15 protein-coding genes are annotated in these 12405 nt (G+C 64.7%); 7 read left to right on the forward strand and 8 right to left on the reverse strand.

Annotation, left to right across the window (positions count from 1 at the left end; translation table 11 throughout):
* Positions 1 to 2: 2 nt before the first annotated feature.
* A complete protein-coding gene (locus MKAN_RS09285) occupies positions 3 to 602 on the reverse strand; it encodes a TetR/AcrR family transcriptional regulator (RefSeq protein WP_023367568.1) in 600 nt (199 codons plus the stop codon).
* A 200-nt stretch (positions 603 to 802) separates the two neighbouring features.
* On the opposite strand from MKAN_RS09285, the gene MKAN_RS09290 reads away from it, so the two are divergent.
* Positions 803 to 2080: a cytochrome P450 gene (locus MKAN_RS09290; RefSeq protein ID WP_023367570.1), complete on the forward strand. Its 1278-nt coding sequence runs from the start codon at positions 803 to 805 to the stop codon at positions 2078 to 2080.
* 104 nt (positions 2081 to 2184) lie between these two features.
* Here MKAN_RS09290 and MKAN_RS32540 read toward each other — a convergent pair whose 3' ends face one another.
* From MKAN_RS32540 to MKAN_RS09315, 5 genes are all read right to left on the reverse strand, one after another.
* Positions 2185 to 4602 (reverse strand): PE domain-containing protein, encoded by a 2418-nt coding sequence (locus MKAN_RS32540; protein ID WP_023367572.1) that lies wholly within the window; start codon positions 4600 to 4602, stop codon positions 2185 to 2187.
* A 580-nt stretch (positions 4603 to 5182) separates the two neighbouring features.
* Positions 5183 to 5464, reverse strand: coding sequence for a cytochrome C oxidase subunit IV family protein (locus MKAN_RS09300; protein ID WP_036393742.1), 282 nt, complete (start codon positions 5462 to 5464; stop codon positions 5183 to 5185).
* Between the two features lie 6 nt (positions 5465 to 5470).
* Positions 5471 to 6061, reverse strand: coding sequence for a cytochrome c oxidase subunit 3 (locus MKAN_RS09305; RefSeq protein ID WP_023367576.1), 591 nt, complete (start codon positions 6059 to 6061; stop codon positions 5471 to 5473).
* A complete protein-coding gene (locus MKAN_RS09310) occupies positions 6058 to 6804 on the reverse strand; it encodes a hypothetical protein (protein WP_023367578.1) in 747 nt (248 codons plus the stop codon). The genes MKAN_RS09305 and MKAN_RS09310 overlap by 4 nt, the downstream gene beginning before the upstream one ends.
* Positions 6801 to 7550, reverse strand: a complete 750-nt coding sequence (locus tag MKAN_RS09315; protein ID WP_023367580.1) for a hypothetical protein — start codon at positions 7548 to 7550, stop codon at positions 6801 to 6803. Before MKAN_RS09315 ends, MKAN_RS09310 begins: the two co-directional genes overlap by 4 nt.
* Before the next feature lie 177 nt (positions 7551 to 7727).
* On the opposite strand from MKAN_RS09315, the gene MKAN_RS09320 reads away from it, so the two are divergent.
* Complete coding sequence (locus MKAN_RS09320) at positions 7728 to 8267, forward strand: TetR/AcrR family transcriptional regulator (RefSeq protein WP_042313530.1); 540 nt, start codon at positions 7728 to 7730, stop codon at positions 8265 to 8267.
* A gap of 17 nt (positions 8268 to 8284) precedes the next feature.
* On the opposite strand, the gene MKAN_RS30395 is transcribed toward MKAN_RS09320, so the two are convergent.
* Entirely contained in the window at positions 8285 to 8422 is a 138-nt protein-coding gene (locus MKAN_RS30395) for a hypothetical protein (protein ID WP_155254703.1), read from the reverse strand.
* Positions 8423 to 8753: 331 nt separating this feature from the next.
* Between MKAN_RS30395 and MKAN_RS32955 the strand changes: the two genes are divergently transcribed.
* On the forward strand, positions 8754 to 9026 hold the full coding sequence (locus tag MKAN_RS32955; protein ID WP_080691538.1) for a PE/PPE C-terminal domain-containing protein: 273 nt from the start codon (positions 8754 to 8756) through the stop codon (positions 9024 to 9026).
* Positions 8950 to 9690, forward strand: a complete 741-nt coding sequence (locus MKAN_RS32545; RefSeq protein ID WP_051754302.1) for a PE family protein — start codon at positions 8950 to 8952, stop codon at positions 9688 to 9690. The genes MKAN_RS32955 and MKAN_RS32545 overlap by 77 nt, the downstream gene beginning before the upstream one ends.
* 196 nt (positions 9691 to 9886) lie before the next feature.
* On the opposite strand, the gene MKAN_RS09330 is transcribed toward MKAN_RS32545, so the two are convergent.
* On the reverse strand, positions 9887 to 10291 hold the full coding sequence (locus MKAN_RS09330) for a hypothetical protein (protein WP_023367588.1): 405 nt from the start codon (positions 10289 to 10291) through the stop codon (positions 9887 to 9889).
* 134 nt (positions 10292 to 10425) lie between these two features.
* Here MKAN_RS09330 and MKAN_RS09335 point away from each other — a divergent pair, with 134 nt between their 5' ends.
* The 3 genes from MKAN_RS09335 (at position 10426) to MKAN_RS09345 (ending at position 12397) form a co-directional block, all read left to right on the forward strand.
* Positions 10426 to 11199, forward strand: a complete 774-nt coding sequence (locus tag MKAN_RS09335; protein ID WP_036393941.1) for a hypothetical protein — start codon at positions 10426 to 10428, stop codon at positions 11197 to 11199.
* Positions 11196 to 11786 (forward strand): hypothetical protein, encoded by a 591-nt coding sequence (locus tag MKAN_RS09340; protein WP_023367592.1) that lies wholly within the window; start codon positions 11196 to 11198, stop codon positions 11784 to 11786. The genes MKAN_RS09335 and MKAN_RS09340 overlap by 4 nt, the downstream gene beginning before the upstream one ends.
* A 95-nt stretch (positions 11787 to 11881) precedes the next feature.
* On the forward strand, positions 11882 to 12397 hold the full coding sequence (locus MKAN_RS09345) for an Rv2253/PknI dimerization domain-containing protein (RefSeq protein WP_023367594.1): 516 nt from the start codon (positions 11882 to 11884) through the stop codon (positions 12395 to 12397).
* The last annotated feature ends 8 nt before the right edge of the window (positions 12398 to 12405 follow it).

Here is a 12405-nt window from a genome sequence, read left to right on the forward strand (position 1 = left end):
GCTTACCCCTCGGGTGGCTGTGGCTCACCTTCCAGGCGACGCAGGTAGCGCTCGACCACTGCCACGGTTTCGGCATGCCCGCCCGACATGCCAAGCCCCTGCTCGATCACCAGAAATCGCGAAATGCTCGTCATGAGGACCGTCCACACCACCGGCGGCACGTCCTGGGTGTCGACGTGGTAGCGCTGCAGCGCGGCCGTCAACGCCACCCGCTGCCGTTCGCGGAAACGTTCCGCGTAGTAAGCGATTTCCGACCGCATCGCCTTGCGGTGGTTGGCCAGGGCCATGAATTCCATTGTCATCTTTGCGAATCCGGGCTCGGTGCCGAACCGCCACAGCGCCCACAGCGGCTGCGCCGACCCGAGCGCCCGGTCCTGCACCCGCAGACCAGCTTCGGCGCGGCGCCGAAACACCTCCAGAAACAAGTCATCCATCGTGCGGAAGTAGTAGTGCACCAATTGCGGCTTCAACCCCGCCTTGCCAGCCAGACGGCGCGAAGTCACTGCCGCATAGCCCTCTTCGAGCATCAATTGCTCGGCCGCGTCGAGCAACAGTCCGCGATTCTTCGCGTCCGGCGCCCCGATCCGGCGAGCCGATGTCATGCCCTCACTCCGTATTTTCGATGCCTCTATGTCGACCACGCCGATCGTAGCGACGTCGCCGTGGTTGCCGGGCGGGCCGCCTTGACCATGACAATAGCGCCATGCTAAGCAGGTGCTCAGCACATCGTCGGATTCGGGCGGCGGAAGCTATCGCCGCCGACGGCCCATTCGGCAACCCAGCTGCGGGAGGCACGCGCGACATGAGCGACTACGATTCGATCGACTTTTTCACCGACCCGTCGCTGGTTCCCGACCCGTACCCGTATTTCGACTACTTGCGCAGCCGCAACCCGGTACTGAGGCTGCCGCATCACGGCGTCGTCGCCGTCACCGGGTACGAAGAGGCCGCCGCGGTCTACAAGGACACCGATTCTTTTTCCAATTGCGTCGCACTGGGCGGACCGTTCCCGCCGCTGCCCTTCGAGCCCGCGGGTGACGACATCAACGCCCAGATCGACCAGCACCGCGAGAAGTTCCCGATGTATGAGCACATGGTCACGATGGACCCGCCGGATCACACCCGGGCCCGGTCATTGCTGAGCCGGCTGCTCACGCCCAGCCGCCTGAAACAGAACGAGGAGTTCATGTGGCGCCTGGCCGACCGCCAGCTCGACGAGTTCCTGGGCAACGGCCGGTGCGAGTTCATCAGCGAATACTCCAAACCCTTTGCCACCCTGGTGATTGCCGACCTACTGGGTGTTCCCGAAGACGACCACAAGGAGTTTCGCGTCATGTTGGGCGCCGAGCGTCCCGGCTCGCGGGTGGGCGGGCTCGACCACGAATCGGTCGGCACCAACCCGCTGCAGTGGCTCGACGAGAAGTTCAGCAGCTACATCGAAGACCGCCGCCGCGAACCGCGTGACGACGTGCTGACCGCGCTTGCGACGGCAAAGTATCCGGACGGATCCACACCCGAGGTCATTGACGTAGTCCGTTCGGCCACATTCCTTTTCGCCGCCGGGCAGGAAACAACGGCCAAACTGCTCAGCGCCGCGCTGCAGGTGCTGGTCGAGCGGCCCGACATCCAGGAGCGGCTCCGTGAGGACCGCAGCCTGATTCCGTCGTTCATCGAGGAATCGCTTCGCCTGGAGAGCCCGGTCAAGAGCGACTCGCGGCTCGCCCGCCGGTCCACCACCGTCGCCGGGGTCGACATCCCGGCCGGCACCGTCGTGGTGGTGTTGCCCGGGGCCGTCAACCGCGACCCGCGCAGGTTCGACAATCCGCACGAGTTTCGCCTGGACCGAAAGAACGTTCGCGAACACATGGCCTTTGCCCGAGGGGTCCACTCCTGCCCCGGCGCACCGCTTGCCCGCGTCGAGGGCCGTGTTTCGATCGAGCGCATCCTCGACCGGATGGCCGACATCGCCGTCGACGAGGCCAGACACGGGCCGGCAGGCGATCGCCGCTATCGCTATGAACCGACCTATATCCTGCGCGGCCTCACCGAACTACACCTGACGTTCACGCCGACGGGGTAACCGCTCGACCCCGACGCTCCCGTCGGGTGATTCCCGAAAAGCCTGTGGCACAGCGGCTTCCGGAGTCCAGGGCGTCTTCGGGCCGCCCCGTTCAGCGACCGGCATCAAAGTTGGGAGCCGGCTTCGATCTGCTCGAAAATCTTGGAGAACTCGAAGGGGGTTTGCGCCACTCCGCTGCCGTCGACGGCATCTACTGCGCCCAATGTGCCTGTGGTGTCGCGCGGGAGCTCCCACATGGACAATTCGCCGATGTGGTTTTGTACCGCGAACGTGGTCAGCTGTTGCGCGTCGGCGAGGGTGAAGACCTCGCTCGGATCGTCGTTGATTCCAATGAGCGGCGTCACCCCGAGCATCGACCACGCCTGCTCGCTGGTCAGCGATGGATACAACGTCATCAACTGACCGTGGGTCGCCGTCGCCGCGTCGATCGCGTACGTGCCCATCCCCGGATTCCCGGGCTGATCGAAACCGGGGCCGTAATCCATGGCCATGATGTTCACCCGGGAGATGTTGACACCGTTGGCCGTGGCGATTTGGAGCACGTTCAGTCCGCCACCCTGACCCGGCACCAGCCCCGTCGGCAGCACCGGAAGGGTATAGGAGACGGTCACTGGCGTGCCATTGGCCGCCTCCTGCTGCTGCAGCAGGGCGATGGCTTTCGCTTGTGTCGTCAGCGCCTGGGTGTTGCCTTGCAACGCGCCTTCGACGTCGAAGTCGAGGTGATAGATCTTGTAGGTATTCACCACCGACAGGAACTGCTGCTCCAGCGCTGTGGGGGTCTGACCGCTGACGGCCGAAAGGTCGGTGCCGGCCGCGCCCCCGAAGGAGATGGTCCCATTGATGCCCGCGCTGTGCATGTTGGCGATCTGGTTGTTGATGAACGAACTCTGGGAGCCGCCGGTGACGTCGAAAGCCGAATATCCTCCCCAGGCCGCCTGACCATTCGGGTCGGCGGTGATGAAGGCCAACGTGGCGTTCTTGACTCCCGCCTGCGCGGCGGAGGAAAAGTCGTATCCGTTAGGTCCGGGATACAGCGTGATGTCGACGTAAGGCGAGTATTGGCCCGACGTCGAACCCCCGGTGCCGGTCCCCCCGGTGCCCGTCCCCCCCGTTCCCGTCCCGCCGGTGCCGGTCCCACCGGTGCCAGTCCCACCGATGCCGGTGCCCCCGGTGCCGGTGCCCCCAGTACCGGTACCCCCGGTGCCGGTGCCGCCGGTCCCGGTGCCAGTCCCCGTGCCCCCGGCGACTGGTTGTCCGTTGATCAACAAGTTGGTCGGCGGCGAGTAAGCGCCGGTCCGGGTTGCTTCGAAGCCAACTGTGACCGAACTGCCTGGTGCAATCGTTTGATTCCACGACGCCGGCGTTATGACGTATTGCGTGCCGGACTGGGCAACCTGTCCGTTCCACACACCTGTAACGGATTCATTTGCCGGCAAATCGAATTGGAGCTGCCAGTTGGTCTGCGACGTCGCGCCCGAATTGGTGATGGTGTAGCTGCCGGTGAAGCCGTTATCCCATTGCGACCCCATGCTGTATGTCGCCGCTATCCCGGTGCTCGTACCGCCATCGGTGCCGGTGCCGGTGCCCCCACCGGTGGTATCGCCATCGGTGCCGGTGCCGGTGGTGCCGCCGCCGGTGCCGGTGCCCCCACCGGTGGTACCGCCATCCGTGCCGGTGCCGGTGGTGCCGCCGCCGGTGCCGGTGCCGGTGCCGGTGGTGCCGCCGCCGGTGCCGGTGCCCCCACCGGTGGTACCGCCATCCGTGCCGGTGCCGGTGGTGCCGCCGCCGGTGCTCGTGCCGTCAACGCCGTTGGCGCCCGGATGACCCCACAATGGCGCACCTTGCCCGCCGGCCCCACCCGCGCCGCCGTTGATGCCGTTGCCGCCGTTACCGCCGTTACCGCCGTTGCCGTACCACAGCCCGCCGTGGCCGCCGGCGCCGCCGGCCCCGCCGTTGCCGGCCGGCACCCCCGAGGCATCGAGCATGGCGTTCCCGCCCGCACCGCCCTGGCCACCGTTGCCGACCAGTCCGGCATCACCGCCCCGGCCGCCCGGTAGTCCGGGAGCGCCGGACCCGCCGTTGCCACCGTTGCCGAACAGCAGCCCACCCGGCCCGCCGTTTTGCCCGCTGCCCGCTGCACCGTCGGTGCCGTCGCCGATCAGCGGGCGATGCAGCAATGCCAGGGCCGGCGCGTTGATCAGACCCAGTAGGTCCTGCTCGATGGTCTGCACTATCGAAGCATTGACCGCCTCGGCAACCGCATAGGAATTTCCCGCGCCACTCAGCGCCTGCACAAACTTCTGGTAGAACGTCGCCGCCTGAGCGCTGAGCGACTGATAGTCGCGGGCGTAGCCGGCGAACAGCGACGCGATCGCGGCCGACACCTCGTCAGCACCGGCAGCCAGCACCGTGGTGGTCGGAACCGCCGCCGCCGTATTGGCTGCGCTCAATGCCGAATCCACGTCGGCCAGATCCGAGACCGCTGAGGAAATGATCTCTGGTGCTGCAATCACGAATGTCACGGGGCCACCTACTTCTCATAGGTTCTCGGCTATCAGCGGACCTGCCAGATGCTCTCCAGCGTGGAGGCACACCTCCCTGGCGGCGCGACGCAAAAGAGATCTGACCGTTATTAAACTGTGATCTTCGTAGCATCATCATGCACGTCCACGCCCAGTGGGTCAATATCATTACGCCACTCGTGTCTACTTGTTGGTCCTCGGCGGCATTGGATGAATCTGCGGTTTTAGGAACACTTTCCGATTTGCGCGAAGCGATGAGTTGGGGCCGGCTATCTGCACGCCACTGGACCGGACCGACTCCGTGAGCTTGCGCCATCGCCATCCCCGAGGGCGCGAAAACCCAGGCCCCGTCGGTGCAAGCGTGCATCCCCGCGACGGACCCAGGATGGCGCTGATCTGGTGCCCCGAGTTGTAGGAGTCAACTGCTACTTTCACATCAGCCACATCAATCCGCACGGATACCGAATGTTGGTTTGCGCCCGGCCTTACGCGAAAAATTCGTTGCGCACCTTGGCTTGTCGCCGAAAGGCAGGCAAATCGTGCATGTGATCGCCGGGCCAGGACAAAGTCAACAACTGTCCTAGTGGAGCATCATCCCGACCAGATAGCTGCCCAGCAGCGCAGCCCCGACAACCAGCACGCACGCGTCCGTCAGGTGGCGCAGCATCGCGGGAGACTGCCTGACTTCCATGAACTCGCGAAAGATGATGCGTACCTTGATGAGTGCGATCACGATCACGCTCGACGTGATGACCGCGCCGGCCTTCGGGGTTCCGTCGACAGCGTAATCAAACCACAGGTACGAGAACGTCAATGACGCCAGCACCACCCAGACGACCAGCAGCCGCTTGTTGAATCTGATTTCGGATCACCTCACCACGTACAGCAGTGCGAAAATCAGCACCCAGAGGAAGTCGACTGTGTGCCAGTACGTGGCGCAGGTCTCGACCAACTGCTGAGATCCCCGAGACCCCTGACCTGTTCGTGCCGAGCCCCACAGCTGATACACCGCGACTCCGATGACGACGAATCCGATCAGCAGGTGCGCGAAGTGGATACCGGTGAGAAAGAAGTAATAAGTGAAGAAGTCGTTAGCGGTCAAGGAATTGCCCATCCGGATCTGCCTGGCCCACTCCAACACCTTGGCGCCCAGGAACACCAGGCCGAAGAACGCGGTGAGAAAGGCGTCGGTGAGCGCTGCCCGGTATGCGTGGGCGCGGGCCGACTGGACACATCGTGCCACCGACCAGGAACTCAGCAGCAGAATAAGTGTGTTGAATACCCCGATACGCAGGTCCAGCTGCACCTGGGAGCGCAGGAAGAGCTCGGGGCTCTGGGTGCGGTAGAACAGGTAGAAGCTGAAATAAGCAGTGAATACTAGTGTCTCGAACAGCACGAAGGCCCACATGTCCGGTTGGCCGGGGACGAACCTGGGCGTCTTGTTCGCACCCGCGGTCATAGCGCGACCACCTTCCCGGGCGCAAGCTTGGGTAGCGTCCCGGTACCGAAGTTCTCACGCTGGATCATCCGCCGCAGCAGGACGATGAAAACGCCCGTATAGATACCGAATACGACCATGTCGAGCCACCAGGCGATCTGCCCGTTCCAGGCCAGGACGCCCCGGCGGAAAATCCAGGCCGGAGAGACCACGATCTCGGTGAGCGCGTTGCAGAGGTTGAGGTAGCCGAACCACTTTGGGAAAACCTGGTTCTTATCGATCAGGATGGCGAGCATCCACACCAGCGAGCCGATCAGGAACACCCCCATGGTCCCGATGAAGGACAGGAAGCCGAAGTCGTAGAGCCAACCGATCAGTTCTGGATCGCGGTTGGGGCGCATCGCCCCCGCGGTGAGCACAATGCACATCAGCATCATTCCGGGAATCGCGCTGAGCGAGTACAACACCAGGTACGAGTACGCGAATGCGGAGCTGACCGACATGCGGCGCATGGAATAGGCGATGAGCGCATTGCTCATGGTCGTCATGCCGGCGATGACGAACATGATGGCAAAGCCGATGAGTATCCCAAAGTGGTTGTCCTGGAACCACCGAACGATCCTCGGTGTGTCCCACGAGGGGTCTGGCGGGGGCTGGGTGCGGGTCAGCACGAAAAACACCAGGACGAACAAGTTGTAGAAGACCACGAGCGTCCACCAGGCCAGCCACAACTCGCGCTTGGGCTGTGTCGCCACTGCGATCATGCGCCCGCAGATTCGTCGGCGCGCTCCCGGTAAACAGCCTGGCCGAGGACGACTGCCGACACCACTATCCACACCGCGATGGCGATGTTCTTGAGCCAGAACGACAACGCTCCGTCCCACGCCAAGGGGCCGGACGGGGTCAGGCCGGCGAACGCCGCCGGCACCAGCGCGGCGGCGATGAGCAGATTGAAATGAGCCACCCACCGGCCGAATACCGGATGCGACGGATCGTCGAAGTAGATCGCCAGGGCAAGAATCACGCTCTGCCCGATGAGGAAGGGCACCTGCGTGGTAAAGGTGAGCCAGGCCAGATCGTTGAACATCTGGGTCAGCTCGGGGTTGCGTTCCGGGCGGAACGCGGCCAGCAACCAACAGACGTTGGCGATGAGAAACAGGGTGGGACCGCCGGCCACGCACCCGAGCATGCAGTAGGAAAAGATCGGTGTGCGGTGAGCCATCCGGCGAATCTGCATCACCAGCAGGATCAGGACCGGGATCAGGCCCACGCAGAACCAGTTGAACAGGATCATGCTGTAGCGGACCCCGGACTGGTTTTCCCGATAGAAGGCGGCCACCTGTTCGGCCGGCATTCTGGGCGACATCGGTGGCGTAAAGCCTGGAAACAACAGGAACGCCGAGACCCAGATGATCACCACGGCGGGCACCGTCCACAACAGGATCAGCTCGCCATCGGTACGCCGTGACGCCGGTGGCGGGGCTATTCGGTGCTCACCGGTGCCGGACATCGGGGACTCCTTCCGGTCCGCGGGTCGTTGGGCGATCGCGGGGTGCGGCTTCTCAGCGAAGCTAGCCGATCGGCTATCTGCGGTCAATAGCCGATCGGCTAGGCTCTCGATGTGGTGTTCACGCCGCCGACCGGCCAGTTCCGCTTCATCACCCGCAGCCCCGCGCAGACCCGCATTCTGGATGCGGCACTGCAACTGATCGCCGAGCACGGCGTCGGCGGTACGTCGCTGCAGATGATCGCCGACGCCATCGGGGTTACCAAAGCAGCGGTGTACCACCAATTCAAAACCAAAGAGCAGATCGTCATCGCCCTCACCGAACGTGAGCTCGGCGGCCTGGAAGAGGCACTGGAGGCCGCCGAAACCCAGGCCGGCCAACCGCGGGCACGCGAGCTGCTGCTGGATCGGGTGATCGATATGGCGGTCGAACGCCGGGGGGCGGCGAGCACGCTGCAGTTCGACCCGGTCATCGTGCGGTTGCTGGCCCAGCACCAACCGTTTCAGCACTTCATAGCCCGGCTCTACGGCGTGCTCGTCGACGACGCCGCCGAGGACGCGCGGGTTTCGGCGGCGATGCTGTCAGGAGCGATTGCCGTCGGCGTGATGCACCCCTTGGTCGCCGAAATCGACGACGAGGCACTGCGTTCGCAATTGCGCCGCATCACCCGCCGCCTCGTCGGCGCGCGCGACTGGGCCGATCCCACCGAAGTGGGGTGAGGGATCGCTCGAGCGGGTTATCCGTCGGGCGCCAGCTTGAGCACTGCGGGACAAGCACTTTCGCCGTTCAACGTCCACAACCAACCAACTTCGGCAAAACCGTGGCCGACGCTTTGCGCCCGAAGCCGCATGTTGATGAATGCTGTGTACTGCATGATAGACATTATCAGTTTGATATCTGGAATCGCCGAGGCGATAGTTTCTTTCAGCTCGATTGAAATGCTCGCTTAAGCACCAATCTGGTGGACGTTCGAGGAGGTCGGACCGACCGTTAGCAGTATGATTCGCGCCATTCGTCTCGACCTAACAGAAAACACCTCGGAAATGTCGCCGTCGATGATCCTGGTGTCAGGCGCACGCGGGGCTACCGCCGGATTGGGCGGTGCAGCCACTGGTCTGGGAGCCACCGGTTTGTCGTTGTCGGCATCGCCGCTTGCTGGCGGTGCTGGTTCCGCCATGGCACTGCCCCGGGTCGGCGGGGCTGGAATGCCCGATGGCGGAGTGTCCGCAGCATTGGGTCAGGCCAACACGCTCGGAGCGGTATCGGTGCCGCCGACCTGGGCCGGATCACAGCCCAGTGTGCTGTCCAGTTCTGCCGTGCAAGGACTCGGGTCACTGCCGCCCCCCTGCCAACGACGCAAGCAACCGCATCCGCCGATGGCAAATACGAGGAGGATGCGCTGTGTCATTTGTGACCATAATGCCCCAGGCTCTGGAAAACGCTGCAACAAATTTGGCAGGTATCGGCTCGGTTTTTAGCGAGGCAACCGCCGCCGCGGCCATTCCGACTACGGGGCCACTACCCGCTGGCGCCGATGCAATATCAGCAGATATCGCCGCCTTACTGACCAGCCACGGCCAGACCTGGCAAGCATTCAGCAGAGACTATGAGTGGCTGCACCAGCGGTTTGTCGACCTCCTCAACGGCAGCGCTGGGAAGTACTGGGCCACCGAGATCGAGAATGCAGCGCAGAATGCGCTCAAGACAGCAAATACCGACAGCGAGTGGCTCGTCGGACGCCGAATGATCGGCAATGGCGCCAACGGCGCCGCAGGCACCGGGCAAAACGGCGGGGCCGGCGGATGGTTAATCGGCAACGGCGGATCCGGGGCCGCAGGCCAAAACGGCGAAAACGGTGGTGCGGCAGGGTTTTTCGGCCATGGCGGCAACGGCGGAGCGGGTGGGCTATTCGGCGACGGCGGCAATGGCGAGGCCGGCGGATCCGGTAGCCCGGGCGAAGGCAATAGCGTTGGCAGGTCCGGCGGAACCGGTGGGACCGGTGGTGCCGGTGGCGCCGCGCGCTGGTTCGGCGATGGCGGGACTGGCGGTACGGGTTCTCAGGCGGGAACTCAAGGGGTGGTGTGGCTGGCGGGCATGGAGGCAACAGCGGAGCCGGAGGCGACGACGGCAATGCCGGAGTGATCGGTTCAGGCGGGGCGGGCGGCAACGCCGGGCAGGGCGGGGCTGGGGGCAGGGGCCAATCCGGCGGAAACGACGGGGCCGGTAACAGCGGTGACAACGGCGGTAAAGCGCAGATTTTCGGTAACGGAGGCGCGGGCGGCGACGGCACCGGCGGCGCGCCCAGTGGCCGCGGCGCACCTTCTACCGCTAAGCCCCTTTAGGTGTCGCCCCGCACCCACCGGGCGTGACCGTTCTGCGCCACGCAGACGAGGAACAGGCCGTCGGGCGCCTGGGCGACGTAGTACTCCGGGTACCTGGTGCAGTCGGAGTTCTCGTCCTTGATTCCGGCCATCGGGGGTGATCGGAACCATCTGGGCTCGTATCGCCGCGGCGAACCGCAGAACATCAGCCGCCCCGGCTCGGTAGCGAACGAGACGTAGTAGTCGGCGGTGCCGAAGACGTAGTAGGTGGTGTTGTCGCAGGGTGCGCCGAGGACGACGTTCGGGGTGATTCCGGGCGTGCAGGCCGGATAGTCGCACACCGTCGGGCCCGCGGCGGCGGGTGGTGCCGTCAATACCGTCATGCCGAGCAACGCGGCAATCGCTGCCACGAGTGAGCGCACGCTATTACTCTTGCACAATTGAGAAGAAAACTCTCCTGCTCGGAGAGGACACGAATCAACGTATTCGAGGGCGGGCCCGTTCGGTGAGTGATCGATAATGTTGCTCTCGCTGAGAGCGTGGCCAGGAGGTGACAATGCCGTCGCGAGAGCCTCTTTCTGAGGACCTTGACGCCGACGGTCTTTCGCTCACCCAAGCAGAGCAAGCCGTCGCCGTGGCAGAAGCCCGGGCCCGCGCGGCCCGCGAACACGCGAGACAGCTGAGTCACCAGGCCGCCGCGCTGGCCGGCGATCCGCAGTCCGCCGGCACGTCCGATGACGCGAAGACCGAGAGCACAACCACCGACGACCGGGCCGCCGCCGCCCGCCGCCGACTCCGGTTGCGGCCTCGGTGGCTTCGTCGCCCGGGACGCACCGGCCTGGCTGCGATGGCCGCAGCAGTGGTCGGCTGCGGATCGCTCGGCGCGAGCGGCTATCTGGTGTGGCACCACCGCACCGTGGCGCACCAACAGCAGCGCGCCGCCGAGTTCGCGGCCGCGGCGCGGCAGGGCGCGATCACCCTGATGTCGATTGATGCCACCAAGGCCAGAGAAGATGTACAGCGCATCATCGACAGCACCACCGGCGCGTTCAAAGGCGGGATGCTGATCGCTGCCGACGACTTGGTCCAGTCGGTCGAGCAGTCCAGAGTCAGCACCAAGGCGACCGTGCAAGGCGTCGCTGTCCAGTCGATGACCGACGATTCCGCCGTGGTCCTGGTCGCGGCCAGGGCCGAGGTCGCCAATCCAGAGGCCAATCCAGGCCCCAATTCCGGTAAAGAAACACTGGCGCCGCGGTCGTGGCGGATCGTGATGACCTTGCAACGCGACGGCGGACAGCTCAAAGTGGCGAAGGTCGAAGCGCTGCCGTGACAGTCGACGACGGTCCCCAACTCGACGACCCGACCGCTTTGCCGGAGGACACCGCGGCGCCGCGCCGCCGATTCAGGGTGGCACGCCGCCGGATCCGCCGGTGCCTGACGCGGTGGCGTCCAATTCTGTTAGGGCTGTTGGTCATTGCCACGACGGGCTTCGCTGCCGGATTCTTCTACTTCGGTTACCGTCCGGATCAACAGACCGACGACGCGGCGGCACGCGATGCGATCAGAGCGGCCTCCGAAGGCACGGTCGCACTCCTGTCGTATTCGCCCGACAGCCTGAGCCGCGATTTCGACAATGCGAGATGGCGTCTCACCGACGACTACCAGGCCTACTACGAACGGTTCACCGAGCAGATCGTGGCGCCCGCGGCACAGCGGGGCCAAATCACAACCAGCGCCCGCGTCATTCGAGCCGCCGCGGCGGAGTTGCGCCCGGATTCAGCTGTCGTACTTGTGTTCATCAGTCTGAAGACCACCAGCAAGGACCAACCCGAACCGGTGAAAACCACCAGTAGCGTGCGGGTGACGCTGCGCAAGGTCAACGGATCCTGGCTCATCGCCAAGCTCGACTCGCTGTGACGAACGCGCGCTCCGCGGCAAAGCCCTCGCCCACCCGGCGGCGCCGGTGTTACTGTCTCAGTGGGAAGTGACGCCAGCGCGTCGAGGAGCACGTGATGCGGTCAATGGGCACTGTCGCAAGCGCAATAACGGTGGCTGCCACGATGATTGGCGCCTCGAGCACAGCGCCGCCGGCCCGGGCCTCCACCGACGGCCCCGCCATCAACGGAACCTACCGCGCCACGTCCGTCGGTGAATGGGCCAAGACGAATCAATCGTTTCATGACGAACCGACCGTCAGCAGCACCTGGACCGTATCGTCCAGTTGTGCCACCGCCCAGGACTGCACCGGTCGGGTGACCAGCGACCAGGGTTGGAGCGCACCGCTCTACATGCATGACGGAGTGATGTGGACCGTCAAACACGAAGTGCCCAACTGGGAAACATGCCCCGACGGCACCTCGTTCACCGGAGTGCAGACATTCACCTTCTATCCGGCAGGGCCGGACGGCACCATCCAGACCGGGTCGCCGACACTCGCGGGCAAAGACCAGACGGTCGGGCCCAGCGGCGCATGCGGTGTCAACAAGTGGCTCGTCGTCATGATGCCGTTCCGGCTCGACAAGATCTGACCGGTCGC

Origin of the sequence: Mycobacterium kansasii ATCC 12478 (assembly GCF_000157895.3) — a bacterium.
Taxonomy (GTDB): Bacteria; Actinomycetota; Actinomycetes; order Mycobacteriales; family Mycobacteriaceae; genus Mycobacterium; species Mycobacterium kansasii.

Coding starts and splice junctions, on each gene's coding strand:
- MKAN_RS09285 (WP_023367568.1), bottom strand. CDS start 602: ATGACATCGGCTCGCCGGATCGGGGCGCCGGACGCGAAGAATCGCGGA.
- MKAN_RS09290 (WP_023367570.1), top strand. CDS start 803: ATGAGCGACTACGATTCGATCGACTTTTTCACCGACCCGTCGCTGGTT.
- MKAN_RS09305 (WP_023367576.1), bottom strand. CDS start 6,061: ATGACCGCGGGTGCGAACAAGACGCCCAGGTTCGTCCCCGGCCAACCG.
- MKAN_RS09310 (WP_023367578.1), bottom strand. CDS start 6,804: ATGATCGCAGTGGCGACACAGCCCAAGCGCGAGTTGTGGCTGGCCTGG.
- MKAN_RS09315 (WP_023367580.1), bottom strand. CDS start 7,550: ATGTCCGGCACCGGTGAGCACCGAATAGCCCCGCCACCGGCGTCACGG.
- MKAN_RS30395 (WP_155254703.1), bottom strand. CDS start 8,422: ATGCAGTACACAGCATTCATCAACATGCGGCTTCGGGCGCAAAGCGTC.
- MKAN_RS32955 (WP_080691538.1), top strand. CDS start 8,754: ATGCCCGATGGCGGAGTGTCCGCAGCATTGGGTCAGGCCAACACGCTC.
- MKAN_RS09335 (WP_036393941.1), top strand. CDS start 10,426: ATGCCGTCGCGAGAGCCTCTTTCTGAGGACCTTGACGCCGACGGTCTT.
- MKAN_RS09345 (WP_023367594.1), top strand. CDS start 11,882: ATGCGGTCAATGGGCACTGTCGCAAGCGCAATAACGGTGGCTGCCACG.